A 26,552-nucleotide genomic window follows, 5' to 3' on the forward strand; every position below is an offset into this window, starting at 1 on the left:
TCAAACGAAAACCGCCGCGCGCACGATGGCAAGAGCCTGTGCGACGCGGCGGAAATGGTCAGGTTCGACTAGCGAACTCGACGCCTTATTAGGCGGTCTTTTCCGTGATGAACTTCACGGCGTCGCCAACGGTCTGGATGTGTTCAGCGGCGTCGTCGGGGATTTCGATGTCGAATTCCTCTTCAAACGCCATCACCAGCTCAACGTTGTCGAGGCTGTCGGCGCCCAGGTCGTCGATGAAGGAAGCCTTCTCGGTGACCTTCTCGGGATCGGCATCCAGGTGTTCGATGACGATCTTACGCACGCGCTCGAGAATGTCGGACATTCGGTTCAGTCCCTCGTTATGAAAATTTCGGCCCGAGAACAGCGAAGCGAAAACCGCGCTATTCGCAGGAATTGTCGGGCTCCGCCTATCACGTTCCTTTTCGGCTTGCTAGCGGCAGACCGAAGGAGCGAGAGCGGTTTTAGATCATGGCCATGCCGCCGTTGACGTGCAAGGTCTGACCGGTGACGTAGCCGCCTTGATCGCTGGCCAGATAAACGCACGCCGCAGCGATATCGCTCCCCTCGCCCAGCTTGCCGGCGGGAATCGTCGACAGGATGCCGGCCTTCTGCTGGTCGTTCAGGGCGTCGGTCATCGGGCTGGCGATGAAGCCCGGCGCCACGCAGTTGACGGTCACGCCGCGGCTGGCCAGTTCCTGGGCCAAGGCCTTGGAAAACCCGATCATACCGGCCTTGGAGGCCGCATAGTTGGTCTGGCCGGGGTTGCCGGTGACGCCCACGATCGAGGTGATGCCGATGATGCGGCCGGCGCGGCGCTTCATCATGCCCTTGGCGGCGGCGCGAGCCAGGCGGAAATAGCCTTCCAGGTTCACCTTGATGACGGTGTCCCAGTCCTCGTCCTTCATGCGGACGATCAGGCCGTCGCGGGTGACCCCGGCATTGGCGATGACGATGTCCAGCGGCGCGCCGGCGGCTTCCTCGGCCTTGGCGACCAGGCCGTCGACGGCCTCGGCGTCCGAGAGATTCGCCGCCACGTACGACACGCGCTCACCGAACTGGGCGGCCAGCTCCTGCAGAGCCGATTCGCGGGTGCCCGAGAGGACGACGTGGGCGCCCTGTTGGTGCAGAGCCTTGGCGATAGCGCCGCCGATGCCGCCGGTGGCGCCGGTGACGAGAGCGGTCTTGCCGGTCAGATCGAACATTGAGCGGTCTTTCTTAGCTTAAAGCGACTTGGCGAACGCTTCGAGGTCCGCCGGGGTGTTGAGCGGGGTCGCCTCGGCGTCCGGGGCAATGCGCTTGGCCATGCCCGAAAGCACCTTGCCTGCGCCGGCTTCGGCGAAACGCGTGACGCCGCCGTCCGTGGCCAGCCAGGTCATGCTCTCGCGCCAGCGGACGCGGCCGGTGACCTGCTCGACCAGCAGCTTGCGGATGACGTCCGGGTCGTGAACCGGGGCGGCGGTGACATTGGCGACCACCGGCGTGCGCGGGGCGATGATGGTGGTCTTGGCCAGAGCCTGCGCCATCTCGTCGGCGGCCGGCTGCATCAGAGGGCAGTGGAACGGGGCCGAGACGTTCAGCGGAATGGCGCGCGCGCCCAGTTCCTTGGCCTTCTCGATGGCCTTGTCGACCGCGGCCTTGTCGCCCGAGATCACCACATTGCCGTTGTTGTTGTCGTTGGCCACGACGCAGACGCCGACTTCCGAGCCGGCCGCAGCGGCGGCTTCGGCCAGGGCCAGGTCGGTCTTGGGACCGATCAGCGACGCCATCGCGCCCTCGCCCACCGGCACGGCGCGCTGCATGGCCTGGCCGCGCAGCTTCAGGAGACGCGCGGTGTCGGCCAGGGTGATGGCGCCGGCGGCAGCCAGGGCCGAATATTCGCCGAGGCTGTGACCGGCCACGAAGGATGCACGATCGACGCCGACGCCAAATTCCTTTTCCAGGACCCGGGTCACGGCCAGGCTGACGGCCATCAGGGCCGGCTGGGCGTTCTCGGTCAGGGTCAGGTCGCCTTCGGGGCCTTCCTTCATCAGGACCGACAGCTTCTGCTCCAGGGCGTCGTCGACTTCCTGGAAGACCTCGCGCGCGGAGGCGAACGCCTCGGCCAGATCGACGCCCATGCCGACCGACTGGCTGCCCTGGCCGGGGAAAATGAAGGCGATGCTCATGAAGCCCGCTCCGTCTCTTTCAATAGATTCAAGGCCGGGAGGGTTAGGGTAAAGCCCCCGCCCCGGCAAGAGCGACGCGCCGGCTTGCAATCCTTAGGGCGAAGTCCACAGTGCCGGCCGACACTCCTGGAGCCTTCCCATGAAACGCCTGATCGCCGGCCTCGGCGTCGCCGCCCTGCTGACCGCCTCCCCCGCCCTGGCCGCCCTCAAGGTCGGCGACAAGGCTCCTGACTTCAGCGCCAAGGCCGCGCTGGCCGGCAAGGACTTCGACTTCAAGCTCTCGCAGGCCCTGAAGAAGGGTCCGGTGGTGCTGTATTTCTTCCCGGCCGCCTACACCAAGGGCTGCACCGCCGAGGCCCACGAGTTCGCCGAAGCCACGCCAGAGTTCGAGAAGCTGGGCGCCACGGTGATCGGCGTCACGGCCGGCAATGTCGACCGCATCAAGGACTTCTCGAAAGAGCACTGCCGCGACAAGTTCGCCGTCGCCGCCGCCGATGCAGGCCTGATCAAGAGCTATGATGTCGGCCTGGCCATGAAGCCGGAATGGTCGAACCGCACCTCGTACGTGATCGCCCCGAACGGCAAGATCCTGCTGTCGCACACCGACGGCAACTTCATGGGTCACGTCGACAAGACCATGGACGCCGTGAAGGCCTTCAAGGGCAAGAAGTAAGCGAGGCTTTTCGGGTTTCGGCCAACCGCGCGGCTTGAGGGCCGCGCGGCGCGGGAGAGATGATCGGCCATGATCGATCCCGCCCACATCGACCTCTCTGGCCTTGAGCTCGGGTTACGAGGCGTGGCCATCGGCGCCTTCGCCGCCACCGGCGTCTCCCTGGCCGCCAGCCGCAAATTGACGCCGACGCGGTGGGTCGGCGTGCTGCTGATGGCCTGCGCCATCGCACACATGTTCGAGAGCCATTTCTACTACACGACCCACCTTCACTTCAGCGTATTGACCTGGTTTCTGAGTTCGATGGCCGCCGGGGTATTCTGGCTGTTCTGCTCCGTGCTGTTCGAAGACGAGCCGAAGATCCCGACCTGGCGCTTCGCCGTCCCTGGAATAGTGGTCGCGCTCTGGATCCCAGGCGCCTTCCTGCCGCCATCTCCGGCCCGCGCCATCGCCTGGTGGATCTTCGCCGCCTCATCGCTGCTCATCCACCTTCATATCCTGCTGATGACTTGGCGCGGCTGGCGGATCGACCTGGTCGAGCGACGTCGGCATCTGCGCGCGCCGATCGCGGCCGCCGCGACCGGGTACATGCTGGTTCAGACCCTTTGCGACTTCGGCCTGGGCAAAGGCCCCGTCCTGCCCAGTATGGTTCAGGCCTTGGCGCAGGTGCTGCTGGGCGTCGGTTCAGCGCTGGCGTTGCTGAGGGCCGAGCCCGTGCTGGTCCAGGCTGGCGCCTCATCGAACACCGCGCCCGTCGACAAGCCCGCCGAGACCCTGGACCTGACCCCCGCCGACCGCCTTGTGCTGGCCCGCCTCGACAAGGCCATGAACGAGAACGAGGTCTGGCGCGGCGAAGACCTGTCGATCGGAACCCTGGCAGCCCTCGTCGGCGCGCCCGAGCATCGCCTGCGCAGACTGATCAACGGCACGCTGGGCCACCGCAACTTCGCCGACTACGTCAACGGCCGACGTATCGAGGCGGCCAAGATCGCCCTCTCAGACCCCGAACAGGCGCTGAAGTCGGTCTCGACCGTCGCCTACGAGCTGGGCTTCGCCTCGCTGGGGCCGTTCAACCGCGCCTTCCGCGCCGCCGTCGGCGTCACGCCCTCGGCCTGGCGCCAGCAGGCCACCCCTGCGATCGGCCATCTGCGCCTGGTCGAAATCGGCGGACGGGCGCCGAAATCCGACAAACGCGCCTGATTTCGCGTTCGGCGCGACGCGCGCCGGCGACACGGTTTGCCTGGACGGGTCTCTCACCGTTCAGGAGCCCCCTTTATGCTCGACGCCCTCCTCCCCTTCGCCCGCAGCTGGCTCGGCGGCGTCCAGGTCGATGTCACGCGCTACGCTACCTTCGCCATCGGCGTGTGGTTTGTCCTGTGGGTCGTGTTGGCGATCCCCCTGGCCAGCCGCAAGATTCGCGAAAGCCGGCCGCCCGGCCGTCAGCTGCTGATCGAGTTTCTGACCTCGATCCGCTCGATCATGATCTTTTCGACGGTAGGACTGCTGACCTTCGGCCTGCATCGCGCCGGCTGGCTGCCGGGCCCGGATATGGCCAAGACCTGGGGCGCCGCGTGGCTCTGGACCAGCATCATCCTGATGATCATCGCCCACGACGCCTGGTTCTACTGGACGCATCGGCTGATCCACGACCGGCGGCTGTTTCGCACCTTCCATAGGCGCCATCACCGGTCGAACAATCCCTCGCCGTTCACCGCCTACAGCTTCGACCTGGGCGAGGCGGCGATCAACGCCGTGTTCGTGCCGCTGTGGCTGATCCTGGTTCCGACGCCCTGGGCGGCCGTCGGCGCCTTCATGCTGCACCAGATCGTCCGCAACACCATCGGCCACTCAGGCTACGAGCTGTTTCCCGCCGGCAAGGACGGACGGCCGCTGATCCCGTGGCTGACGACGGTGACGCACCACGACCTGCACCACGCCCAGGCGGGCTGGAACTACGGGCTCTATTTCACCTGGTGGGATCGCCTGATGAGCACCGAGCACCCGGACTATCTGAAGCGTTTCGCGGCGGTCGCGGCCCGAAAGGACCGGACGCTGGACGCTACCAGCTCGTCTTCAGCAGCTTGACCATCGCGCGGGCGTCCTGGACGCGCCAGGACTCGCCCGTGGCGTTGGCGCCGCGCACGCTGAAGGTGAACTCGGCCGGAATGTCGAACGGGCGGTTCAGGGCTAGGTCCACGCCCTCCTCGCCGACCGAGCCGCCGCCGAAGGCGATCGAGCCGATCGGCTTGCCGTCCAGGGTCAGGGAGGAGCGGATATTGGCGCGGGTCACCGGGATCGCGCCCGGCACGGCCATCGGCTGGCTGGCGTTCATGTCCATGGAGACGCTGACGAAGTTGGACTTCGGCAGCAGGCCGAAACCGAACGCCTTCGACATCGAAGAGCGCAGGCGCGCCTCGTGTTCGCTCCACGACGCGCCGACCGCCATCGACCGTTGGCCCACCTTGGCCTCGCTGGGCTTCTGCAGCAGGTTGAGATCCACGTCGTAGGTCGGGCTCTCGATCATGCCGGACGAGCGGACGGTCAGATTGACCTTCTCGGTGTCGGTGGAGAGATCCAGCGGCAAGGCGGCCGAATAACCGGTGAAGCGCCCTTCGTAGGCCGACACCGAAGTGACCGGCTTCTGGACGATTTCGGCGCACGTCGGACCGCCACCGGCAAGCGCCGTCGCGAACGCGAACAGAAGATGGCGTGTCCCAATCACCATAAGTGGGCTGCTACCATGATTGAGTATGTGCGCGAACCCCCGAACCCGTCCTTTGTCGGAAGGGCCACACTTTGATGCAGGTTCGGGCCGCAAGCCGCCGCCGCAGCTTGCCTTTGCGGCCCACCTCCTGTAGTAGCGCGCGTTCTCACGGAAGGCGGTCTTGCACGCACCCATCCGGGACCGGGGATTTCCCCGCTCGGCTTGCAGGATCCATCGTGGTCGGCGGACTTCCGTCGTCGACTGCGCCGCCTTCCACAACGGAAGAAGGAAAACATGGCGTTCTACGAACACGTGGTCATCGCGCGGCAGGACATCTCGCCGCAACAGGCCGAAGCTCTCAACGAGCAACTGAAGACCCTCATCGAAGAGAATGGCGGCCACATCGCCAAGATCGAGTACTGGGGCCTTCGCAACCTCACCTACCGCATCAAGAAGAACCGCAAGGGCCACTATTCCCTGCTCGCGATCGACGCCCCGGCGCCGGCCGTGAAGGAAATGGAGCGTCAGCTGCTCATCAACGAAGATGTGCTGCGCTTCATCACCATCCGCGTGGAAGAGCTGGACCTGGAACTGTCGCCGGTTCTGGCCCGTCGCGACCGCGGCGATCGTCCTGACCGCCCGGAACGTTCGGATCGTCCGGAACGCTCGGACCGCCCGCGCGAAGATTTCGCGCCCCAGGCCCAAGCGTAAGGGAGATATAGATCATGACCGATACGACTGCTCCCGAAGCCGGCGCTGCTCCGGCCGCCGCCGCTGGCGGCGCTCGCCGCCCGTTCTTCCGTCGCCGCAAGGTTTGCCCGTTCTCGGGCGCCAACGCGCCGAAGATCGACTACAAGGACGTGAAGCTGCTGCAGCGTTACGTTTCCGAACGCGGCAAGATCGTGCCGTCGCGCATCACCGCGGTGTCGGCCAAGAAGCAACGCGAACTGGCCAAGGCCATCAAGCGCGCTCGCTTCCTGGCTCTGCTCCCCTACGTCGTGAAGTAAGGGAGACACCACGATGAAAGTCATTCTGCTCGAACGCGTTGAAGGCACCGGCGTCCTGGGCGACGTGGTCACCGTGAAGGACGGCTTCGCCCGTAACTTCCTGCTGCCCCGCTCCAAGGCCCTGCGCGCCAACAAGGCGAACCTGGAAGCCTTCGACGTTCAGCGCGCTGACATCGAAGCCCGCAACCAGAAGAACCGTGAAGCCGCTGGCAAGAACGGTGAAGCCCTGGACGGCACCCAGTACGTCCTGATCCGTCAAGCTGGCGAAAGCGGCCAGCTGTACGGTTCGGTCGCGGGCCGCGACGTCGCCGACGTCATCAAGGCTGAAGGCGGCAAAGTCGACCGCTCGATGATCGTGCTGGACAAGCCGATCAAGACGCTGGGCGTCCACGAAGTGAAGGTGAAGCTGCACGCTGAAGTGACCGTCACGGTCACCCTCAACATCGCACGCAGCGCCGACGAAGCCGATCGCCAAGCGCGCGGCGAAAACGTGATCAACTCGCAGTTCGAGGAAGATCGCGCGGCCGAAGCCGAAGCCGCCCAAGACATGGCGGAAGGCGGCGCCGGCTCGTTCGAAGGCGACCACTACGAAGCCTAATCCCGTCAGGGATCGGAGCTTTTCCAGAGAAAACGGCGCGGAGCAATCCGCGCCGTTTTTTTCTGCGCCTTCGCCTAGAAATGCTCAGCTTGTACGCAGCAGCACAAAAACCCATCCTCTGACTGGGGGATGAAGACCCCCACGGGGAGCCGTGGCCGCGCGCCCGCATCCCCGGCGAAAAAGAGGGGATTTCTCATGCGCTACAGAAGCTTGCTGCTGGCCGCCGCCTCGTTGACGGCCTTCTCCGCCACCGCCCACGCCCAGACCGCGCCTGCCGATGACACCAATGTCGAAGAATTGGTCATCACCGGCACCCGCACCGCCGGCCGCACCCGTCTGGACAGCCTGGCGCCGGTCGACGTCATCACCGCCAAGACCCTGCAGCAGCGGGGCTCGACCGAACTGGCCACGGCGCTCGCCGCCACCGTCCCGTCGATCAACTTCCCGCGCCCGTCCAATACCGACGGCACCGACTCGGTGCGTCCGGCCGTCCTGCGCGGCCAAGGTCCTGACCAGACCCTGGTGCTGGTCAACGGCACGCGCCGCCACGCCACGGCTCTCGTCAATCTGAACGGCTCGGTGGGCCGCGGCTCGGCCGCCGTCGACCTGAACGCCATCCCCTCGGTCGCGCTCGAGCGCATCGAGGTCCTGCGTGACGGCGCCGCCGCCCAGTACGGCTCGGACGCCATCGCCGGCGTCATCAATCTGCGCCTGCGCGAAGCCAGCAGCGGCGGCGGCGTCACCGTCACGACCGGCAAGTACTTCACCAGCTTCGACGGCCTGCAGACCGGCCAGAAGCAGAAGCGCCGCGACGGCCTGACCAAGACGGTCTCGGGCTGGCAGGGCCTGAAGCTGGGCTCGGACGGCTTCCTGACGCTGTCGGCAGAGTATGTGGATCGCGACTTCACCAATCGCAGCGACACCGACACCCGGGTGACGCCCCAGCGCGTGACCTCGCGCTTCGGCGATCCCGAGGTCGAGCAGGTCAGCTTCTACGCCAACGCCGGCAAGCCGCTGGGCGAGACCTGGGAAGCCTATGGCTGGTACGGCTATCAGCAGCGCGACGCCGAGGCCTCGGCCACGTATCGCCTGCCCACCGACGCCAGCCAGAATATCCCCAGCGTCTACCCCAACGGCTACCTGCCGCTGATCACCACCAACACCGAAGACGTGACGGCCGCCGTGGGCCTGCGTGGCGAGCTGGCCGGGTTCAAGATCGACACCAACTTCGTTTACGGCAAGAACGACCTGGACTTCGGGGTCAAGAACACCATCAACCCGTCGTACGGCCCGACCTCACCGACCAGCTTCCAGGCCGGCGGCCTGACCTACGACCAGCTGGTGTTCGGCCTGGACGCCAGCCGCGAGTTCGACGTCGGCCTGGCCGGTCCGCTGAACGTCGCCTTCGGCGTCGAGGCCCGCCGTGAAGGCTACAAGATCAACGCCGGCGAAGTGGCGTCCTACGCCCGCGGCACGGTCTCGCCCTCGCTGGCCTTCGGCTCGCGCGGCTTTACCGGCTTCACGCCCAGCAACGCGATCGACGTCGATCGCGACGCCGTGGGCGTCTATCTGGACCTGGAAGGCAAGCTGACCGAGAAGCTGACCGGCTCGGCCGCCATCCGCTACGAGGACTATTCGGACTTCGGCACCAATACGAGCTGGAAGCTGTCGGGCCGCTACGACTTCACCGACGCCTTCGCCATCCGTGGCGCGGCCTCGACGGGCTTCCGCGCGCCCAGCCTGCAACAGCAGTACTTCACCTCGACCTCGATCCTGTACATCAACCAGAACGTCGGCGGCGTGACCACGGCCGTGCCGTTCGAGACCGGCACCTATCCGTCGGTCAGCGCGGTTGGCCGCGCCCTGGGCGGCAAGCCGCTGGAGGCCGAGAAGTCCGAGAACTACTCGCTGGGCTTCGTCTATCACAAGGGTCCGTTCGAGCTGACGGTCGACGCCTACCAGATCAAGGTCGACAACCGCATCGTCCTGACCGAGACCCTGACGGGCAGCGCAACGGCCGCCGCCGGCACCAACGCCCGGGTGATCTTCGACCTGCTGTCGCCGGCGGGCGCGTCGGCCGGCCGCTTCTTCACCAACGGGGTCGACACCAACACCCGGGGTGTCGACATCGTGGCCCGTTACCGCATCACCGACGAGCAGGCCGGCAACTTCGACCTGACCGCGGCGGCCAACGTCAACGACTTCAAGGTCAACCGCACGCCGTCCACCACGGTGCTGCCGACCCCGGTGTCTCTGTTCGCCCGCCAGGCCACCCTGCGCTTCGAGGAAGGCACGCCGCGCACCAAGGTCTCGCTGCAAGGCGACTGGAGCAAGGGTCCGTGGGGCGCCACCCTGCGCACCACCTTCTATGGCGACGTCCTGGCGCCGGGCACCGCGGCCGACGGCAGCGGCGACTGGCACACCGACACCACCGGCCTTGTGGACCTGGAGGCGCGCTATCGCTTCGGCCAGCACACCACCGTGTCGGTCGGCGCCGACAACCTGTTCGACCAGTACCCCGCCCAGGTTCCGCCAAACCTGAACACCAGCGGCGGCAACCCGTTCTCCAGTTTCTCGCCGTTCGGCTTCAACGGCCGCTTCGCCTATGCCCGCCTGGCGGTCAGCTGGTAGTTATCCACAGGCCTTAAAGCCTGCAAACGTTTGGGCGCGGAGAGCGATCTCCGCGCCCTTCTTTCGTCACGTCAGAAGCGGTCGCCGCTGAAATTCAGTGCACTTGCACGCCTGCTGCCCCGTCGAGATATACACAGAACATCCTCAGGTCCGTGGGCCAACTGGGGACTGTTGCCGAACTCTGGCAAACCTTGCCTCAGGCCTCAGGCTATTCTCCGCCGATGTCCCTCGTGCCCGCCCTCGATCTGCTTCCGCCCCCTGCTCCCGAGCCCGCGATCAACGTCGCGCCGCACAACATGGAAGCCGAGCAAGCGCTGCTGGGCATCCTGCTCTACGACAACGCCGCCTATGAGCGGCTGACCGACAGCCTGCAGGCGCGCAGCTTTTACGAGCCCTTCCACGCGCGCCTGTTCCAGTCGATCGAGACCCACGTCCGCAAGGGCCAGCTGGCCGAGCCGATCCTGCTGGCCGACGAGTTCAAGAAGGACCCCGCGTTCGAGGAACTGGGAGGCCTGCGCTATCTCGCCGACCTCGTCGACCGGGCCCCGCCCGCCGCCAACGCCGGCGACTACGCCCGGGTGATCTTTGACCTGTCCCTGCGCCGCGAGCTGATCCGCATTGGCGGCGACATCGCCACGACAGCCCACAGCGGCGTCGGCAAGGACGAAGAGAAGAAGGCCGCTCGCGACCAGATCGAACAGGCCGAACAGCAGCTGTACAGCCTCGCAGAAAGCGGCACCGCCTCGTCGGGCTTCGTGTCGTTCGGCGACGCCCTGCGCGGCGCCGTCGAGATGACCGCAGAGGCCTACAGCCGCGACGGCGGCATGTCGGGCGTCTCCACCGACCTGATGGACCTGGACCAGAAGATCGGCGGCCTGCACCCTTCCGACTTGATCGTCCTGGCCGGTCGCCCCTCGATGGGCAAGACCGCGCTGGCGACCAACATCGCCTTCAACATCGCCAAGAAATACGCCTACGAGATCCAGCCCGACGGCACCAAGAAGACCGTCCAGGGCGGCGTCGTCGCCTTCTACTCGCTGGAAATGAGCGCCGAACAGCTGGCCCTGCGTATGCTGGCCGACGCGTCCGGCGTCTCGGGTGACAAGCTGCGTAAGGGCGAGATCGACGCCTCGGAGTTCGGCCGGGTCCGCGACGCAGCCATGGAGCTGCAGGAAGCGCCACTGTTCATCGACGCCACCGGCGGTATCTCCATCGCCAAGCTGACCGCCCGCGCCCGTCGCCTGAAGCGCCAGCACGGCCTGGACCTGGTCGTGGTCGATTACCTTCAGCTGGTCACCGGCTCGGACCTGTCGTCCAACGCCAGCCGCGTGCAGGAAGTCTCGCAGATCACCATGGGCCTCAAGGCCCTGGCGAAAGAACTGGCCTGCCCCGTCATCGCCCTTTCGCAGCTGTCGCGTCAGGTCGAGCAGCGCGACGACAAGCGGCCCCAGCTCTCCGACCTTCGCGAATCCGGTTCGATCGAACAGGACGCCGACATGGTCTGGTTCGTGTACCGCGAGGCCTACTATGTCGGCCGCGCCGAGCCGCGCGAAGGCACGCCAGAGCACCTGACCTGGCAGGAGGACATGGACCGCCTGCACGGCCTGGCCGAGGTGATCATCGCCAAGCAGCGTCACGGCCCCATCGGCACCGTGCGCCTGTCGTTCAACAGCGACACCACCCGCTTCGGCAACCTGGCCCGCGACCACTACTTCGCCCAGGCGCGGAACATTCCGTCGGACGAGTGATTCCCTGTTCCGATCTCCCCGGCGAAAGCCGGGGCCCAGATCGAACCCAAGAACGCCTCGGGCTTCACCAGGACCTTTGGCGCAATCACGCCAAACGCTCAGGATGAATCTGGGTCCCGGCTTTCGCCGGGAAGGCGGGCTTTGGTGGTTTGACGACCTAGGCTGGGCGGGCCAGGGTTTGCCCTCACTTCCCGCCCCTGACGAGTCGCATGGACTTCAGCCCTCTTCCCACTTCCAGCCTCGTCGGCGCGTTCCTGCTGGCGTTTCCGGCGCTGTTTTCGATCGTCAATCCGGTCGGGGCCTCGCTGATCTTCGACCAGGCGATGGGCGGCCGCAGTCGCGACGAGCGGCGCAAGCTGGCCCGGCAGATCGGCTTCTACGCCTTCCTGGTGCTGCTGGGCTCGCTGCTGCTGGGCGGCTACATCCTGAATTTCTTCGGCGTCAGCCTGGGCGCCTTGCGGGTGGCCGGCGGCCTGGTGGTGGCCATCCGCGCCTGGAGCCTGCTGATGGACCCGCAGGAGCAGGAGGATCGCAAGGCCAGCCAGACCGAACCGGCCCAGCGCCATGAAGACGTGGCCTTCTTCCCGCTGACCATGCCGTTCACGACCGGCCCTGGATCGATCTCGGTGGCCATCGCCCTGTCCTCGCAGCGTCCGACCGAGGGCGCGGCCGTGGCGCCGTTCTTCGTCGGCGCAGGCCTGGCGGCGGCCGTGGTCGCCGTGCTGGTCTGGCTTTGCTACAGCGCCTCGGGCCGCATGATGCGCCTGCTGGGCCCGTCCGGCGCGCGGGTGCTGTCGCGACTGGTGGCGTTCCTGCTGCTGTGCATCGGCGTGCAGATCATCGCCTCGGGAGCCGAGAACCTGATGGCCAAGTTCCTCACCGCCCATCACGCTTAAGGGCGTTGAACGCCAAGGCTGCGTCGGCTACGCCCTCCTCGTGACCGAAGCCCGCCTGACCCTCGACCTCGACGCCCTCGCCGCCAACCACGCGACGCTGAAAGCCCGCGCCGGTAGCGCCGAGATCGCCCCGGCGGTCAAGGCCGACGCCTACGGCCTCGGCGCGGCCACCGTCGCCAACCGCCTATGGCTGGAAGGCGCGCGCAGCTTCTATGTCGCGCGGCTGTCCGAAGGCGTGGCGCTGCGTCAGGCGCTGGGCGACCGTGACGCGACCATCTACGTGCTGGACGGCGCGACGCCGGGATCGGGCGACACGCTGGAAGGCGCCAAGCTGACGCCGGTGCTCAACAGCCTGCCGCAGATCGAGGCCTGGAACGCCCAGGCGCGCTCGGGCCGACTGAAGGCCGCCCTGCATCTAGACACCGGCATGAACCGCCTGGGCCTGCGCCCAGAAGAACTGAAGGTGCTGCTGGGCGCATTCGACCGCCTCAAGCGCCTGGATCTCGAACTGGTCATCAGCCACCTGGCCTGCGCTGACCTGCCCGATAGTCCGATGAGCGCCCGCCAACTGGAGCGCTTCGAAGAGACCACGGCTCTGCTGCCCGGCGTGCGCCGCAGCCTGGCCAATTCCGCCGGCCTGTTCCTGGGTGAGGCCTATCGCTTCGATCAGGCCCGGCCAGGGATCAGCCTCTATGGCGGCGGCCCCGAAGGCGCTCCGCACCCCGACATCCGCGCCGTCGCCACGGTGGAAGCCCCGATCCTGCAGGTTCGCGTCGTGCCCCGCGGCGAGAGCGTCGGCTATGGCGCGGGCTGGACGGCGCCGGAGACCACCCGCGTGGCGATCCTGGCGGCCGGCTACGCCGACGGCGTGCTGCGGTCCAGCCACCCCAACGGCCAGGCCTGGTTCGACGGCGCCCGCCGCCGGATGCTGGGCCGGGTGTCGATGGATCTGATCGCCATCGACATCACCGACTGCGACGCCGCCCGCCCCGGGGCAATGGTCGAACTGTTTGGCCCCAACCTTCCGATCGACGAGGCCGCCAGCGCCGCCGGCACCTCGGCCTACGAGCTCCTGACCCGCATCGCGCCACGCGCCCGCAAGGCTGTCCTGGGCGGCGGTTGACGCCCCAGCCGACGCAACCCTATGTCGGTCACCGATTTGGGGACGTAGGCGATGCTTGAGATCATCCGGGACCTGGCCGGGCGGACGCGCCGCGCCGTGACCCAAGCCGTGACGGTCGAGAACCGCGAGCGGTCCGTGGCGGTCGGCCTCGCCGTCCTGGCGCTTCTGCTCTTCCACCATCTGGTCGGCCTCGGGATCGTCAGCGCCCATTCTCCGTTCTGGCGCGCGCCCAACGCCGACATGGCCGCCATGCTGGCCGGGGCCGAGGCGATCTTCCAAGGGCCCTGGCGCTTTCCCTTCACCCTGTCGGACCGCCTGCTGGCACCGGCGACGATCTCGGTCGTCTATACCGACAGCCTGCCCTGGCTGACCCTGTTGCTGAAGGCGACCGGGGCCTGGAAGATCGTCAATCCGCTGGGCCTGTTCCTGCTGGCCTCCTACGTGCTGCAGCCCTTGGCCATGCTGGCCCTGCTGCGCGCCCTGGGCGTGCGGCAGGTCGTGTTCCAGGTGCTGGGCGGGGTGCTGGCCCTGCTGCTGCCGGCTTGGCTTCTGCGCCATGGCCACGTCGCCCTCACCGGCCACTGGCTGATCCTGCTGGCCCTGGCCGTCTCGGTCGCCAGCGCGCGCGAGGGCCTGACCCGCGGCCGCATCGCGGCCTTCGCCGCCCTGGCCGCCGTCGCCGCCGGCCTTCACGCCTACCACCTGCCCCCGATCGGCCTGGCCTTCGCCGCCGCGCTCGTGTCCGAAGTCGCCCAGGGTCGCGCCCACGCCCTGCGCCGCTCGGCCATTGCAGCCATCGTCGTGCTGGCCAGCCTGGGTGCCTCGGCCTTCGTGCTGGGCTACGGCGCCGCGCCGGCCAAGCACGCTGCGGCCGGGATGATCGGCTACTACTCGATGAACATCCTGGGCCCGGTCCTGCCGCAAGGCTCGGCGCTGTTCGGCCAGACCTACAACGGCGGCTGGTTCACCCACACCTTCGACGCCAGCGGCGGCCAGGCGTTCGAGGGCTATGCGTATCTTGGCCTGGGCGTGCTGCTGCTGGTCGTCTCGGCGATCCGCCTGTCCAAGCCCTCCAGCGCCTGGGTGCGACGCTGGCTCCCCCTGACCCTGGCCGCCGTCGCGCTCACCGTGGCCGCCATCGGCCCACGCCCGTTCCTGGGCATGCATCTGCTGTTCGAAGGCCCGCAGCCGTCCGGACCGCTGGCGTGGCTGGGCCTGTTCCGCGCCCATGGCCGGTTCTTCTGGGGCGCGGCCTACCTGCTGATCGCGGTCTCGACCCTGCGGCTGTCGCAGCTGGCGCGGCCCATCACCGCCGCCGTCCTGGCCGTGGTGGTCCTGGCCCTGCAGATCGCCGACACCAGCCAGATCCGCCTGCAGACCCGCGACAGCTTCGTGCGCGCCCCCGGCCCGCTGCATCCGGTCGAGCTGGAGACCGCCCCGGGTCTGCGAGGCCGTCCCTGGATCTTCGCTCCAACCTTCTACTGCACGACCGACGCCGCCGACCGCCAGGAGATCGCCCAGCTCTCCCTGACCGCCACCCGCACCGGCGGAACGTCGAACGGCGCCTATACCGCCCAGGATCCGGGCCAGGACTGCACGCCCAAAGCCCAGCTGTTCACGCCCGCCGCGCCAGGCGATCGCCGGATCACGGTCGCTCTCGCCGCCAGCCTGGGCGCGGACATCGAGCGGGTCGCCAAGCGCGGCGACTGCCAGCGGCTGCCGCGCGGCCTGATCTGCGGCCGCGACCTGGGAAAGCTTCCGGGGCTGGAGCCTGTGCTGGCGAACCTGCGCGTCCTGGCCACGATCCGCTTCGACACCGGCCAGCCCGCGCCGGAGCTGGTTCGCGGCTGGTCAGCGCCCGAACCGACCGGCGTCTGGTCCGACGGCCTGTCGGCATCCATGCGCCTGGCCGCGCCCGGCGTCCGTCCCGGCGCGCCGCTGGTCGTCGAACTGCACGCCCTGGCCTTTGCCGAACCGCCCGCCAGCCAGCAGCCGATCGCAGTGTCCGTCGCAGGCCGAAAGTTGGCCGATTGGAAGGTCGAACGCGTCGACTGGCGGCCCTACACCGTCATCGTCCCGGCCGAATGGGTCGGATCGGACGGCGGCGTCACCCTGGACTTCGCCATCCCCAACGCCAAGCCGTCCACGCCGCAGGACCCGCGCCGCATCGGCCTGGGCGTCCAGAAGGTCGTGATCAGCCAGCCGGCGCCAGAGCCTTTAGCCGCGCGCCGTTGACGGTCTCGACGGCGACCTTCAGCACGTCGACATCGTCGACCGCGCCATCCGCCGAGATCGCGAACCGGTCGGCTGCGACCATGCTGTAGCGACCTTTCCGAGCCGTCTGGTCCCATTGCTCGGTGATGGTGCGGCCTGCGGCGGTCGAGACCTTCTCGTAACCCGTGGCCGTCTTGCGTTCGCTGACCGCCCCCACCGCCGAGGGCTCGGCGCCCACCGAGCCGATCGCTCCCAGATCGGTGACGCGCAGCTCGAAAACCTGCGCGCCCTTGGCGTAATGACCGATCGCCGTCGTCATTCCGGGCTCGGGGCCGGCCTCGCTGCGCACGTCCACACGCTGGTGATGGCCGACGCTGGCTGGCAGCAGGTTCGGCAGGCCTGCCGGCGCCAGGGCGCTTGTCCCCTTCACGGCAGCCTTCTCGGCGTGGGCGGACACCTTTTCCAGTTCGCGCAGATTGGTCTGCTGGCCGTTGACCTCGACCGGCGCGGTGGAGGCTTTCTCGCCCTCGCGACCACAGGCGGCCAGCATCAACGCCGCGACGGCGACCGCGCTCCAAGCTCGGCTCATGGGCCTCTCCTCTTCTCCACAGGCAAACGCGCCGGGCGCGGCCTTGGCTGCGTCCGGCTTTGGCGCAGCCGGCCACGACCCTGTAGTCTCCCGTCATTCGAGAATCAGGAAATCCCCATGGCTCGCGACAGCGCCGTCTACGCCTGCCAGTCCTGCGGCGCGGTCCAGACCAAGTGGTCCGGACAGTGCCCCGCCTGCCAAGGCTGGAACACCCTGGTCGAAGAGGTCGGCGCCAAGCCGCCCGGCGCGCTGTCGTCGACCAAGGCCACCCGCGTCCGCGGCCTGCAATTCACGGGACTGGAGAGCGACACCGCCCCTCCCCCGCGCATCCTCACCGGCGTCGACGAGTTCGACCGGGTCTGCGGCGGCGGCGTGGTGCCAGGTTCGGCCCTGCTGATCGGCGGCGACCCGGGCGTGGGCAAGTCGACCCTGCTGCTGCAGGTCTGCGCCAGCGCCGCCCTGCGCGGCGTGTCCTGCGCCTACATCTCCGGCGAAGAGGCCGTCGAACAGATCCGCGGTCGCGCCGAGCGTATGGGCCTGGCCAAAGCCAATGTCAGCCTGGCCGCCGAGAGCTCGCTGCGCGACATCCTGGACGGACTGAAGCGCGGCAGCTTCGACCTGGTGGTCATCGACTCGATCCAGACGATGTGGAGCGACGCCCACGAGGCCGGTCCCGGCACCGTCACCCAGGTCCGCGCCTGCGCCACCGAACTGGTGCGCCTGGCCAAGAAGCAGGGCGTGGCGATCCTGCTGGTCGGCCACGTCACCAAGGACGGCCAGATCGCCGGCCCGCGCGTGGTCGAGCACCTGGTCGACGCGGTCCTCTCGTTCGAAGGCGAGCGCGGCTATCCGTTCCGCATCCTGCGCGGGGCCAAGAACCGCTTCGGCGCCACCGACGAGATCGGCGTCTTCGAGATGGGCGACATCGGCCTGCGCGAGGTCAAGAACCCGTCTGCCCTGTTCCTGAACGAAGGCGGCGAGCGCGCGGCGGGCGCTGCGGTGTTCGCCGGGATAGAGGGTTCACGGCCCGTCCTGGTGGAGTTCCAGGCGTTGGTCTCGCCCTCCGCGTACGGAACGCCGCGTCGCGCGGTCGTCGGCTGGGACTCCGGACGCCTGGCCATGGTTCTGGCCGTGCTCGAGTCCCGATGCGGCCTTGGTTTTGGCGACAAGGACGTCTATCTGAACGTCGCTGGCGGCCTGCGGATCACGGAACCGGCGGCGGACCTCGCGGCGGCGGCGGCCTTGGCCTCCTCAGCCCTCGACGTGGCCCTGCCCCAGGACTGTGTGGTGTTCGGCGAACTGAGCCTGTCAGGCGAGGTCCGAGCCGTCAGCCGAATGGAGTCACGCTTGAAGGAAGCCGCGAAACTGGGATTTGGCCGCGCGCTGGGACCGCTCGCCGGCCAGCCTGAGGGCGGCACGGCCTTGCCGGTGGCTGGCGTGGCGCGTCTTGCCGACGCCGTCCGCCGCATCGGCGACGAGATCTGGAGCACCCACGCGTGACGCCGTTCGACATCATCGCCGGACTTCTGCTGCTGGTTTCCGCCGTGATGGGCTGGGTGCGCGGCGCCTCGCGCGAGCTGACCTCGGCGCTGTCGTTCATCCTGGCGGCCGCCGTGGCGCTGTTTGGCCTGCGGATCAGCGGCCCGATCTTCCGAGAACTCATGGACCCGGACTGGGCGGCGACCGCCGCGGCGGTGCTGGTGGTGTTCGTCGTCTTCTTCGTGATCTTCCGCCTGATCGGCGGCCGCATCACCGCCAGCCTGCACGAGACCTCGGCCGGGACGCTGGACCGCGCGGTCGGCGCGACCTTCGGCGTGATCCGCGCCTGCGTGGTGCTGGGCGTGTTCAACCTGCTGCTGCACCTGGCCACCCCGCCGGACCGCATGCCGCGCTGGGTGGAAGACTCGCTGTTCTACCCCCTGTCCGAAGCCAGCGGCCAAGTGCTGAAGGTCTTCGCGCCCAAGGGCAAGGCGCTGGCCGGCAAGCTGGCGCCCGCTATTACCGACGCCGTCCATGCGGATGGCGACAATACGTCCGGCGAGACATCGTCCGGAAAAGGCTATGATACAGACCAGCGTCGCAAACTCGACGACCTGGTGGAGAAATCGCGATGAGCTTCCTGGGCCAGTCGACCGACCGTTTTTCCTCCGCGCCCTGGCGTGACCCGGAAGATGACACCCTGCGCCTGGAGTGCGGCGTGTTCGGCGTGTTCGGCGTTCGCGACGCCGCCGCCATCGCCGCTCTGGGCCTGCACGCCCTGCAGCACCGCGGCCAGGAAGCCTGCGGCATCGCCGCCTTCGACGGCAACCGCTTCCACACCGAGCGCCACATGGGCCATGTCGGCGACGCCTTCACGGGGTCGGACCTGGTGCAGCGCCTGCCCGGCAATCTGGCCATCGGCCACACCCGCTATTCGACGGCCGGCGGCGCGGGCATCCGCAACGTCCAGCCGATGTTCGCCGATCTCGAGACCGGCGGCGTGGCCATCGCCCACAACGGCAACCTGACCAACTTCCTGACCCTGCGCGAGCGCCTGGTGCAGGAAGGCGCGATCTTCCAGTCGACTTCGGACTCGGAGGTGATCCTCCACCTCATCGCTCGCTCGCGGAAGGCCAAGATCGTCGACCGCTTCGTCGACGCGGTCGGGCAGATCGAAGGCGGCTACGCCCTGGTGGCCATCACCAACAAGAAGATGATCGGGCTGCGCGACCCGCTGGGCATCCGCCCGCTGGTGCTGGGCGACCTGGACGGCAAGCCGGTCCTGGCTTCGGAAACCTGCGCCCTCGACATGATCGGCGCCCGCTTCGTGCGCGACATCGAGCACGGCGAGATGGTGGTCATCGAAGAGACCGGCATCACCTCGACCAAGCCGTTCCAGACCAAGGCCGCCCGGCCCTGCGTGTTCGAATATGTCTATTTCGCCCGCCCCGACAGCGTCGTGAACGGTCGCTCGGTCTATGGCGTGCGCAAGCGCATGGGCCGCAACCTGGCCAAGGAAACCGGCGTCGACGCCGACGTGATCGTGCCGGTGCCGGATTCGGGCGTGCCCGCCGCGCTGGGCTTCGCCCAAGAGAGCGGCATCCCGTTCGAGATGGGCATCATCCGCAACCACTATGTCGGCCGCACCTTCATCCAGCCGACCCAGGGCGTGCGTGAGCTGGGCGTGCGCATGAAACACAGCCCCAACCGCGCCATCCTGGCCGGCAAGCGCGTGGTGCTGATCGACGACTCGATCGTGCGCGGCACCACCTCGCTGAAGATCGTCCGCATGGTCCGCGAGGCCGGCGCCAAGGAGGTTCACCTCCGCTCGGCCAGCCCGCCCATCAAGTGGCCCGACTTCTACGGAATCGACATGCCCGAGCGTGAGCAGCTGCTGGCGGCCAACAAATCGCTGGAAGAGATGGCCAAGTTCCTGGAAGTGGACAGCCTGGGCTTCCTGTCGGTCGAGGGCCTGTACGACGCTCTGGAAGCCGGTCCGCGCGACCCGGCCGCGCCGCAGTTCACCGACCATTACTTCACCGGCGACTATCCGACCCGCCTGACCGATCGCGAGATCGCCGAGGGCCGCAACGAGACCAACGACAAGCAGCTGTCGCTGCTGGTCAGCGCCTAAGATCGTCTGACCAGGATGGGGCTGAAGGGCGTTCTCGAGAAGCTGAAGCTCGAGCCGTATGTGCTGGCGCTGTTCGGCATGGTCGTGCTGGCCTCGATCCTGCCGGTGCGGGGCGAGGTCGCGCACGGCCTGGACATCGTGGTCAAGCTGGCCATCGCCCTGCTGTTCTTCCTGCACGGCGCCAAGCTGTCGCGGGAATCCGCCGTCGCTGGCCTCACCCACTGGCGGCTGCACCTGCTGATCCTGGGCTTCACCTTCGTGATGTTCCCGATCCTGGGCCTGGTCTTCAGCAAGATCGGCGTGCTGCCCACGACCCTGGCGGCGGGCATCCTGTTCCTGTGCTGCCTGCCGTCGACGGTGCAGTCCTCGATCGCCTTCACCTCGATCGCGCGCGGCAACGTCGCCGCCGCCGTCGTGGCGGCCAGCGCTTCCAACCTGTTTGGCATCTTCATCACGCCGGTTCTCGTCGGCGTGCTGATGCAGACCCAAGGCGGCGCGGCCGGCGGCTGGGAGTCGGTGCGCGACATCGTCGTCCAACTGCTGCTGCCGTTCATCGCCGGCCAGCTGGCCCGACCGCTGGTCGCGGCCTGGATCGCCCGCCACAAGGAACTGATCGGCTATGTCGATCGCGGCTCGATCCTGCTGGTCGTCTATTCGGCGTTCAGCGAGGCCGTGGTCGGCGGCATCTGGCACAAGATCTCGCCGGGGCAGTTGGCCATCCTGCTGGTGGTCTGCGGCGTTCTGCTGGCCATCGTGCTGGCGGCCACCACCTACGGCGCACGCGCCCTGGGCTTCTCGCCCGAGGACGAGAAGGCCATCACCTTCTGCGGCTCCAAGAAGAGCCTGGCCACCGGCGTGCCCATGGCCAATATCCTGTTCCCGGGCCCGACGGCCGGGGTCATCGTCCTGCCGCTGATGATCTTCCACCAGATCCAGCTGATGGCCTGTTCGGTGATCGCCCAGCACTACGCCAAGAAAGCCCAAGCCGCGGAAGTGATGGCGACGGAAGCTTAAGGAGCCTCCAAGGTTCCCGTTTGGCGCGGCCTGTTCTAGAAACCGCGCCATGACTATCGACTCCCAAAAGCCGCTGGCCGGCCGCATCGCCCTCGTCACGGGCGCCACGCGCGGCATCGGCAATGCGGTGGCCCTGGGCCTGGCGCAGGCCGGCGCGCACGTGATCGCCGTGGGCCGCACCCAAGGCGCTCTCGAGGCGCTGGACGACGCCATCCTGCAGGCGACTGGCGAGCGCGCCACCCTGGTGCCGCTGGACCTGCGCGAAGCCGATGGCCTGGACCATCTGGGCGCAGCCATCCACCAGCGCTGGGGCAAGCTGGACATCGTCATCGGCGCCGCGGGCCTGCTGGGCCCCCTCACCCCGGTAAGTCACCTGGACCCCAAGGGCTGGGACATGGTGCTGTCGACCAACCTGACCGCCAACTGGCGGCTGATCCGGGCCATGGATCCGCTGCTGCGCGCCTCGGACGCCGGCCGGGCCCTGTTCTTCTCCAGCAGCGTCGCCAAGAGCCGCCCAGCCTTCTGGGGCGTCTATGCGGCGACCAAGGCGGCGCTGGAGGCCGTGGTCGACGTCTATGCCGACGAGATGGAGAACACCGCCGTCCGCGCGTTCTGTGTCGACCCCGGCGCCATGCGCACCAAGATGCGGGCCGGCGCCTTCCCAGGCGAGGACCCCAAGACCGTTCCTGCCCCGGAAACGATCGTCCCGTTCATCGTCGACCTTGTGCGCCCCGATCGCGAATCGCCCAAGGGCGTCGTGCGCTTCAAGGAGCGCGGGCAAGAATCACCCTCGATCGACGCTTAACGGCGATCAGGTTCCAAAGTGACCGCTATCAAGCGGCATAAACTTTAGAGTTGTCCTCAGGACAAAAATTCCAACCGGGACGATCATTGGAGAACGTAGTTTTGTGACATTCTGTAAACCGGACCCCAAATTAGGACCTCGTTAACCGCCCCAAACGAGAGCTTGGCTGCAAATTCTCCTTTCTCTTGCAGCTGGGACCCGGAATTAAATGGCGCTGTTCTCCTTCAATCGCGAAGACGGCAATGCGTCGGCCCGCATGGCCGACCTCGAGGGCGTCGTGGCGGCCATCCAGCGCTCGCAAGCCGTGATCGAGTTCAATCTCGACGGCTCGGTGATCACGGCCAACGAGAACTTCCTGAAGACGCTGGGCTACACCCTTCCGGAGATCCAGGGGCAGAGCCACCGGCTGTTCGTCGACGCCGAGTACGCGGCCAGCAACGAGTACCGCGAGTTCTGGCGTCGCCTGAACGCCGGCGAGTTCTTCGCCGACAAGTTCCGCCGCATCGGCAAAGGCGGCCGCTCGGTCTGGATCCAGGCCTCCTACAACCCGATCTTCGACAAGACCGGCAAGCCGGTGAAGGTGGTGAAGTTCGCCGCCGACATCACCGACGTCGAGGTCGAGCGCCACCGGGTCGAGCAGGAGCGCGAGCAGGTCCAGCAGGAGCAGGAGCACGTCGTCTCGGTCCTGGCCCAGAGCCTTGGCCGTCTGGCGCAGGGCGACCTGACCGCCCGTATCGAGGCCCAGTTCGACGGCCGCTACGCCAAGCTGCGCGAGGACTTCAACGCCGCCATCGACAGCCTGAAGGGCGCGATGGGCGCGATCGCCGAGGCCGCCCACGGCATGGAGAGCGGCGCCAACGAGATCGCCAGCGCTTCCGACGACCTCTCCAAGCGCACCGAGCAGCAGGCCGCCAGCCTGGAAGAGACGGCCGCCGCGCTCGACGAGATCACCGCCACCGTGCGCCGCAGCGCCGACGGCGCCAAGCAGGCCTCGGGCGCGGCCTCGGCCGCCAGCGCCGACGCCGACCGTTCGGGCGAGGTCGTCCGCGAGGCCGTCTCGGCCATGGGCGAGATCGAGAAGTCCTCGACCCAGATCAGCCAGATCATCGGCGTGATCGACGAGATCGCCTTCCAGACCAACCTTTTGGCTCTGAACGCCGGGGTCGAGGCGGCTCGCGCCGGTGAAGCCGGCCGCGGCTTCGCGGTCGTCGCCCAGGAAGTCCGCGCCCTGGCCCAACGCTCGGCCGACGCCGCCAAGGAGATCAAGACCCTGATCGCCAATTCGACCGCTCAGGTGGATCGCGGCGTCAAGCTGGTCGGCGAGACCGGAACGGCTCTGGCCGGCATCGTCAGCAAGGTCGGCGAGATCAACGGCCTGATCCGCGAGATCGCCGAGTCGTCGCAGGAACAGGCGACGGGCCTCAACCAGGTCAACGCCGCCGTCAACCAGATGGACCAGGTGACCCAGCAGAACGCCGCCATGGTCGAGGAAGCCAACGCCGCCTCGGCCAACCTGCGCAGCGAGGCCCAGGACCTGGCGCGTCAGGTCGGCCGCTTCCAGATCGGTCAGGTCGCCGCCAGCCGTCGCCCCGAACCCGCCCGCGCGGCGCCAGCTCGCAATGCGGTCGCCGAACAACGCGCTCGCATCCAGACCTTCGCCCGCCCTGGATCGGCCGCCACGGCCGTCGCCGCTTCGCCGGAATGGGAAGAGTTCTAGCGAGCCTGCCTTAGCAGCAGGTTCGCCACGGCCGCCGCCGAGCCGTCCCCCGTAAGCGCGGCGGCCACGACGACGCCGTCGCGCACCGAATAGGCCACGACCGCGCTGGCGCCCGGCGTGCCGCCCAGATGACCTAGCCAGAGGTCCTTGCTCCCGTCCGGCGCAGGGACCTCGACGGCCATGACTCCCAGGCCATAGAAGCTGCCGGCGTCGAACATCGGATAGAGCCTGCCGAACATCGCCTGGACGGTGTCCTGTTTCAGGAGCTCGCCGCCCAGCAGCGCCGCCCAGACCCTGGCCATGTCACCGGCCGAGCCGACTGCCGGTCCCGCAGGTCCGGCCCAGGCCGGTTCGATCGGCGCTTCCTTGGCCGAGACCAGCTTGGCGACGTCTTCGGCCTTGTCGCCCTCCTGCAGCATCCGCAGCGTCTTCAGACCGAGCGGCTGGATGATCCGTGCGTCGACGGCGTCCTGCCACGAGCGACCGTCGACCGTTGCGATGACCTTGCCCAGCAGCGCGTAGCCGGTGTTGGAATAGCGCCAGCGCTCGCCCGGGCAGACCATGGCGCCGTGGCTAGCGATGATCTTGACGTCTTCGTCCAGGGTGAAGGCCCGGCGCGCGGCGCGGGCCTTGAGATCCTCATTGGCGCTGAACAGGCCGCCGGTATGGGCCAGCAGGTCGCGGATGGTCACGACATCGCCATTGGGCACGCCGGCGACGTATTTCGAGATCGGATCTTCCAGCTTCAGCTTGCCGGCCTCGACCAGCTGCAGCGTCACGATGGCGATCAGGCTCTTGCCGGCGCTGGCCCAGAACAGCAGCGGCGGCTGGTCGCCGCTGTCGGTGCGGGTCCAGGCGCCCTTGCCCGGAACCAGCACGGCGGCGGTCATGGCCGGCGCCTTGAGCGCGGCCCTGGCTTGAGCGAAGCCCGTGTCCAGCCGCGCAACGACGGCCGGGTCGAGTTCGGCTTTGGGAGTGTCCGCCAGCAAAGGCGGCGTTACCGGCGCGCGCAGCGGCGCGCCCGCATAGGTCACCGAACTCTTGCAGACGACAGGCTTGTAGTCCTGCGCGCCGGCCATCGCCGGCAGCGCCGCCACGATCAGCGCCAGCCCCAACCCTCGCATCACCCGCCTCCACGTTCAGCCCTCAGAGAGCTGAACGCTTATGGCGAAGTTTAGGCTCAGCGTTTCTTGGCCGGGCCGGTATTGCCGCGCACGGTGCGAGCGCCGGACGTCGGGCGCTTCGGACCGGCCGCCTTGCCGCCGGCGGACTTTGCGCCGACCTTGTAGCTGGGGGTCGTCGAGACCTTCTTCTGGACCTTGGGGCCCAGCTTCTTGACCGACTTGACGGCCGCCTTGCCGGGCTCGGCCGCGACTGCGCCCTCGACCGGTGCGGCCGCGACCTTGGGCGCGGCGGAAGCCTTCTTCTTGACCGGCTTGGCCTCGCGCGGATCGGGCAGGCCCGCCTCGATGGCGGCCTTGGCGGCGGCTTCGTCGGCCAGACGCTTGGACTTCTTGACCGTGTTACGCGAGGCGCGAATGCGCTCCTCCTCACGCTCGCGGCGTTCGAACTCGCGCTTGCCGCGGCCCGAGTGGCCCTTGGCCTCGCCGTCGGCATAGGGGTTGGCGCCCGACTTGATGGTGATCCGCAGCGGCACCCCCGGCAGGTCGAAGCTCTCGCGCAGACTGTTGATCAGGTAGCGCCGATAGTGGTCGGGCATCTGATCGGCGCGGCTGGAGAACAGCACGAACGTCGGCGGACGGGCCTTGGTCTGGGCCATGTACTTGGGCTTCACGCGGCGGCCGCTGACCGCCGGCGGCGGATGGCGTTGCATGGCCATCTGCAGCCAGTCGTTCAGGTCGCGGGTCTTGACCTTGGTCGACCAGTCCTTGTGGATCTTCAGCACGGCCGGCATCAGCTTGTTGACGCCGCTGCCGGTCTCGCCCGACAGGCCCACCACCGGAGCCCCGCGCACTTGGGGCAGCATGCGCTCGGCATGCTCGCGGAAGGCGGCCAGGGTCGCGGCCTGATCCTCGATCAGGTCCCACTTGGCCAGCACGAACACCAGGGCCCGCCCTTCCCGCTCGGTCAGGTCGGCGATCTGCAGGTCCTGGATCTCGAACGGGTGGGTGGCGTCCATGACCAGCACCACGACCTCGGCGAAGGTGATGGCGCGGATGGTGTCCTGGGTGGAGAGCTTTTCCAGCTTCTCCTGAACCTTGGCCTTCTTGCGCAGGCCGGCGGTGTCCACGAGGCGGACCTTCTTGTCGCCCCAGACCCAGTCGACCGAGATCGAGTCGCGAGTGATGCCGGCCTCCGGACCGGTCAGCAGACGCTGCTCGCCGATCAGGCGGTTGATCAGGGTCGACTTGCCAGCATTGGGACGGCCGACGATGGCCAGGCGGATCGGCTTGTCCTCATCGTCGTCATCGCCGGAATATTGATCTTCAGGAACGGCTTCCAGCATGGCGGCGTACAGCTCGGCCATGCCTTCGCCGTGCTCGCCCGAGATCGGAATCGGCTCGCCCAGGCCAAGCTTGTAGGCCTCGCCGATGCCCGATTGGCCAGCTTTGCCCTCGGCCTTGTTGGCGGCGATGATCACCGGCTTGCCGCGGCGACGCAGCAGGGCCGCGAACACCTCGTCCAGTGGGGTGACGCCTTCGCGGGCGTCGTAGATGAACAGCGAGAGGTCGGCTTCCTCGATCGCCAGCTCGGTCTGGGCGCGCATGCGCGCTTCCAGGCTCTCGTCGGCGACGTCCTCGAAGCCGGCGGTGTCGATCAGTTCCAGTTCCAGGTCGCCCAGGTGGCCCGAGGCGTAGCGGCGGTCACGCGTGACGCCAGGCTGGTCGTCGACGATCGCCAGCTTCTTGCCGGCCAGACGGTTGAACAGCGTGGACTTGCCCACATTGGGGCGGCCGACGATGGCGAGTTTCAAAGGCATAGGCGTCCAGTAGTCGATTTTTGCCCTTCCCGCAAAAGAAGCCGGAAAAGCGAACGCCCGGGCCAGCTTTCGCGGACCCGGGCTTCAAGCGTTTCAAAGTATCCGACAGGCCTG

Annotated in this window: 24 protein-coding genes; 17 read left to right on the forward strand and 7 right to left on the reverse strand. The window is 67.8% G+C overall.

Features of this window, described 5'->3' with window-relative positions; translation table 11 throughout:
* Positions 1-88: 88 nt before the first annotated feature.
* The 3 genes from E1H18_RS19615 to fabD all read right to left on the reverse strand — a co-directional run bounded on the left by E1H18_RS19615 (position 89) and on the right by fabD (position 2,168).
* Positions 89-325: an acyl carrier protein gene (locus E1H18_RS19615; protein ID WP_004615098.1), complete on the reverse strand. Its 237-nt coding sequence runs from the start codon at positions 323-325 to the stop codon at positions 89-91.
* A 139-nt stretch (positions 326-464) separates the two neighbouring features.
* Positions 465-1,205: a 3-oxoacyl-[acyl-carrier-protein] reductase gene (gene fabG / locus E1H18_RS19620; RefSeq protein ID WP_172271591.1), complete on the reverse strand. Its 741-nt coding sequence runs from the start codon at positions 1,203-1,205 to the stop codon at positions 465-467.
* 18 nt (positions 1,206-1,223) lie between these two features.
* Positions 1,224-2,168, reverse strand: coding sequence for an ACP S-malonyltransferase (fabD, locus tag E1H18_RS19625; protein WP_172271593.1), 945 nt, complete (start codon positions 2,166-2,168; stop codon positions 1,224-1,226).
* Positions 2,169-2,307: 139 nt separating this feature from the next.
* Here fabD and E1H18_RS19630 point away from each other — a divergent pair, with 139 nt between their 5' ends.
* From E1H18_RS19630 to E1H18_RS19640, 3 genes are all read left to right on the forward strand, one after another.
* Entirely contained in the window at positions 2,308-2,841 is a 534-nt protein-coding gene (locus E1H18_RS19630) for a peroxiredoxin (RefSeq protein ID WP_172271595.1), read from the forward strand.
* Between the two features lie 69 nt (positions 2,842-2,910).
* Positions 2,911-4,038, forward strand: a complete 1,128-nt coding sequence (locus E1H18_RS19635) for an AraC family transcriptional regulator (protein ID WP_172271597.1) — start codon at positions 2,911-2,913, stop codon at positions 4,036-4,038.
* A 75-nt stretch (positions 4,039-4,113) separates the two neighbouring features.
* Positions 4,114-4,923, forward strand: a complete 810-nt coding sequence (locus E1H18_RS19640) for a sterol desaturase family protein (protein WP_172271599.1) — start codon at positions 4,114-4,116, stop codon at positions 4,921-4,923.
* Here the strand turns inward: E1H18_RS19640 and E1H18_RS19645 are convergent.
* Entirely contained in the window at positions 4,898-5,464 is a 567-nt protein-coding gene (locus E1H18_RS19645) for a hypothetical protein (RefSeq protein WP_370526555.1), read from the reverse strand. The two genes, E1H18_RS19640 and E1H18_RS19645, sit on opposite strands and share 26 nt — an antisense overlap.
* 372 nt (positions 5,465-5,836) lie before the next feature.
* On the opposite strand from E1H18_RS19645, the gene rpsF reads away from it, so the two are divergent.
* The 8 genes from rpsF to E1H18_RS19685 all read left to right on the forward strand — a co-directional run bounded on the left by rpsF (position 5,837) and on the right by E1H18_RS19685 (position 15,780).
* Positions 5,837-6,253, forward strand: coding sequence for a 30S ribosomal protein S6 (rpsF, locus tag E1H18_RS19650; protein ID WP_172271603.1), 417 nt, complete (start codon positions 5,837-5,839; stop codon positions 6,251-6,253).
* A gap of 14 nt (positions 6,254-6,267) precedes the next feature.
* A complete protein-coding gene (gene rpsR / locus E1H18_RS19655) occupies positions 6,268-6,549 on the forward strand; it encodes a 30S ribosomal protein S18 (RefSeq protein WP_172271605.1) in 282 nt (93 codons plus the stop codon).
* A 13-nt stretch (positions 6,550-6,562) separates the two neighbouring features.
* Complete coding sequence (rplI, locus tag E1H18_RS19660) at positions 6,563-7,147, forward strand: 50S ribosomal protein L9 (RefSeq protein ID WP_172271607.1); 585 nt, start codon at positions 6,563-6,565, stop codon at positions 7,145-7,147.
* A gap of 195 nt (positions 7,148-7,342) precedes the next feature.
* Entirely contained in the window at positions 7,343-9,778 is a 2,436-nt protein-coding gene (locus E1H18_RS19665; RefSeq protein ID WP_172271609.1) for a TonB-dependent siderophore receptor, read from the forward strand.
* A 221-nt stretch (positions 9,779-9,999) separates the two neighbouring features.
* A complete protein-coding gene (locus E1H18_RS19670; protein ID WP_172271611.1) occupies positions 10,000-11,526 on the forward strand; it encodes a replicative DNA helicase in 1,527 nt (508 codons plus the stop codon).
* A 209-nt stretch (positions 11,527-11,735) separates the two neighbouring features.
* Complete coding sequence (locus tag E1H18_RS19675) at positions 11,736-12,422, forward strand: MarC family protein (protein ID WP_172271613.1); 687 nt, start codon at positions 11,736-11,738, stop codon at positions 12,420-12,422.
* 40 nt (positions 12,423-12,462) lie between these two features.
* Positions 12,463-13,545 carry an alanine racemase gene (gene alr / locus E1H18_RS19680; RefSeq protein ID WP_172271615.1) on the forward strand — a complete coding sequence of 361 codons (1,083 nt, stop codon included), beginning with the start codon at positions 12,463-12,465 and terminating at the stop codon, positions 13,543-13,545.
* Positions 13,546-13,596: 51 nt separating this feature from the next.
* Positions 13,597-15,780, forward strand: a complete 2,184-nt coding sequence (locus E1H18_RS19685) for a hypothetical protein (protein WP_172271617.1) — start codon at positions 13,597-13,599, stop codon at positions 15,778-15,780.
* Here E1H18_RS19685 and E1H18_RS19690 read toward each other — a convergent pair.
* Positions 15,740-16,348, reverse strand: a complete 609-nt coding sequence (locus E1H18_RS19690; protein WP_172271619.1) for a hypothetical protein — start codon at positions 16,346-16,348, stop codon at positions 15,740-15,742. The two genes, E1H18_RS19685 and E1H18_RS19690, sit on opposite strands and share 41 nt — an antisense overlap.
* A gap of 117 nt (positions 16,349-16,465) precedes the next feature.
* On the opposite strand from E1H18_RS19690, the gene radA reads away from it, so the two are divergent.
* The 6 genes from radA to E1H18_RS19720 all read left to right on the forward strand — a co-directional run bounded on the left by radA (position 16,466) and on the right by E1H18_RS19720 (position 23,497).
* Positions 16,466-17,848, forward strand: coding sequence for a DNA repair protein RadA (radA, locus tag E1H18_RS19695; RefSeq protein WP_172271621.1), 1,383 nt, complete (start codon positions 16,466-16,468; stop codon positions 17,846-17,848).
* The gene (locus tag E1H18_RS19700) at positions 17,845-18,462 is read left to right on the forward strand and encodes a CvpA family protein (protein WP_172271623.1); all 618 of its coding nucleotides are present in this window, start codon (positions 17,845-17,847) and stop codon (positions 18,460-18,462) included. Before radA ends, E1H18_RS19700 begins: the two co-directional genes overlap by 4 nt.
* The gene (purF, locus tag E1H18_RS19705; RefSeq protein WP_172271625.1) at positions 18,459-19,961 is read left to right on the forward strand and encodes an amidophosphoribosyltransferase; all 1,503 of its coding nucleotides are present in this window, start codon (positions 18,459-18,461) and stop codon (positions 19,959-19,961) included. The genes E1H18_RS19700 and purF overlap by 4 nt, the downstream gene beginning before the upstream one ends.
* Positions 19,962-19,976: 15 nt before the next feature.
* Positions 19,977-20,975: a bile acid:sodium symporter family protein gene (locus tag E1H18_RS19710; RefSeq protein WP_172271627.1), complete on the forward strand. Its 999-nt coding sequence runs from the start codon at positions 19,977-19,979 to the stop codon at positions 20,973-20,975.
* Positions 20,976-21,024: 49 nt separating this feature from the next.
* Complete coding sequence (locus E1H18_RS19715; protein WP_172271629.1) at positions 21,025-21,780, forward strand: SDR family NAD(P)-dependent oxidoreductase; 756 nt, start codon at positions 21,025-21,027, stop codon at positions 21,778-21,780.
* Between the two features lie 208 nt (positions 21,781-21,988).
* Positions 21,989-23,497 carry a PAS domain-containing methyl-accepting chemotaxis protein gene (locus E1H18_RS19720; protein WP_172271631.1) on the forward strand — a complete coding sequence of 503 codons (1,509 nt, stop codon included), beginning with the start codon at positions 21,989-21,991 and terminating at the stop codon, positions 23,495-23,497.
* Here the strand turns inward: E1H18_RS19720 and E1H18_RS19725 are convergent.
* Both E1H18_RS19725 and der read right to left on the reverse strand, forming a co-directional pair.
* Positions 23,494-24,621: a serine hydrolase gene (locus E1H18_RS19725; protein ID WP_172271633.1), complete on the reverse strand. Its 1,128-nt coding sequence runs from the start codon at positions 24,619-24,621 to the stop codon at positions 23,494-23,496. The two genes, E1H18_RS19720 and E1H18_RS19725, sit on opposite strands and share 4 nt — an antisense overlap.
* Before the next feature lie 56 nt (positions 24,622-24,677).
* Positions 24,678-26,438, reverse strand: a complete 1,761-nt coding sequence (der, locus tag E1H18_RS19730) for a ribosome biogenesis GTPase Der (protein WP_172271635.1) — start codon at positions 26,436-26,438, stop codon at positions 24,678-24,680.
* Positions 26,439-26,552: the final 114 nt, after the last annotated feature.

Origin of the sequence: Caulobacter sp. RHG1 (assembly GCF_013181195.1) — a bacterium.
GTDB lineage: Bacteria > Pseudomonadota > Alphaproteobacteria > Caulobacterales > Caulobacteraceae > Caulobacter.

Bases quoted from the DNA above. Each gene is read 5' to 3' on its own strand.
- E1H18_RS19615 (WP_004615098.1), bottom strand. From the start codon at position 325: ATGTCCGACATTCTCGAGCGCGTGCGTAAGATCGTCATCGAACACCTG.
- fabG (WP_172271591.1), bottom strand. From the start codon at position 1,205: ATGTTCGATCTGACCGGCAAGACCGCTCTCGTCACCGGCGCCACCGGC.
- fabD (WP_172271593.1), bottom strand. From the start codon at position 2,168: ATGAGCATCGCCTTCATTTTCCCCGGCCAGGGCAGCCAGTCGGTCGGC.
- E1H18_RS19630 (WP_172271595.1), top strand. From the start codon at position 2,308: ATGAAACGCCTGATCGCCGGCCTCGGCGTCGCCGCCCTGCTGACCGCC.
- E1H18_RS19635 (WP_172271597.1), top strand. From the start codon at position 2,911: ATGATCGATCCCGCCCACATCGACCTCTCTGGCCTTGAGCTCGGGTTA.
- E1H18_RS19640 (WP_172271599.1), top strand. From the start codon at position 4,114: ATGCTCGACGCCCTCCTCCCCTTCGCCCGCAGCTGGCTCGGCGGCGTC.
- rpsF (WP_172271603.1), top strand. From the start codon at position 5,837: ATGGCGTTCTACGAACACGTGGTCATCGCGCGGCAGGACATCTCGCCG.
- rpsR (WP_172271605.1), top strand. From the start codon at position 6,268: ATGACCGATACGACTGCTCCCGAAGCCGGCGCTGCTCCGGCCGCCGCC.
- rplI (WP_172271607.1), top strand. From the start codon at position 6,563: ATGAAAGTCATTCTGCTCGAACGCGTTGAAGGCACCGGCGTCCTGGGC.
- E1H18_RS19665 (WP_172271609.1), top strand. From the start codon at position 7,343: ATGCGCTACAGAAGCTTGCTGCTGGCCGCCGCCTCGTTGACGGCCTTC.
- E1H18_RS19670 (WP_172271611.1), top strand. From the start codon at position 10,000: ATGTCCCTCGTGCCCGCCCTCGATCTGCTTCCGCCCCCTGCTCCCGAG.
- E1H18_RS19675 (WP_172271613.1), top strand. From the start codon at position 11,736: ATGGACTTCAGCCCTCTTCCCACTTCCAGCCTCGTCGGCGCGTTCCTG.
- E1H18_RS19685 (WP_172271617.1), top strand. From the start codon at position 13,597: ATGCTTGAGATCATCCGGGACCTGGCCGGGCGGACGCGCCGCGCCGTG.
- E1H18_RS19690 (WP_172271619.1), bottom strand. From the start codon at position 16,348: ATGAGCCGAGCTTGGAGCGCGGTCGCCGTCGCGGCGTTGATGCTGGCC.
- radA (WP_172271621.1), top strand. From the start codon at position 16,466: ATGGCTCGCGACAGCGCCGTCTACGCCTGCCAGTCCTGCGGCGCGGTC.
- purF (WP_172271625.1), top strand. From the start codon at position 18,459: ATGAGCTTCCTGGGCCAGTCGACCGACCGTTTTTCCTCCGCGCCCTGG.
- E1H18_RS19710 (WP_172271627.1), top strand. From the start codon at position 19,977: ATGGGGCTGAAGGGCGTTCTCGAGAAGCTGAAGCTCGAGCCGTATGTG.
- E1H18_RS19715 (WP_172271629.1), top strand. From the start codon at position 21,025: ATGACTATCGACTCCCAAAAGCCGCTGGCCGGCCGCATCGCCCTCGTC.
- E1H18_RS19720 (WP_172271631.1), top strand. From the start codon at position 21,989: ATGGCGCTGTTCTCCTTCAATCGCGAAGACGGCAATGCGTCGGCCCGC.
- E1H18_RS19725 (WP_172271633.1), bottom strand. From the start codon at position 24,621: ATGCGAGGGTTGGGGCTGGCGCTGATCGTGGCGGCGCTGCCGGCGATG.
- der (WP_172271635.1), bottom strand. From the start codon at position 26,438: ATGCCTTTGAAACTCGCCATCGTCGGCCGCCCCAATGTGGGCAAGTCC.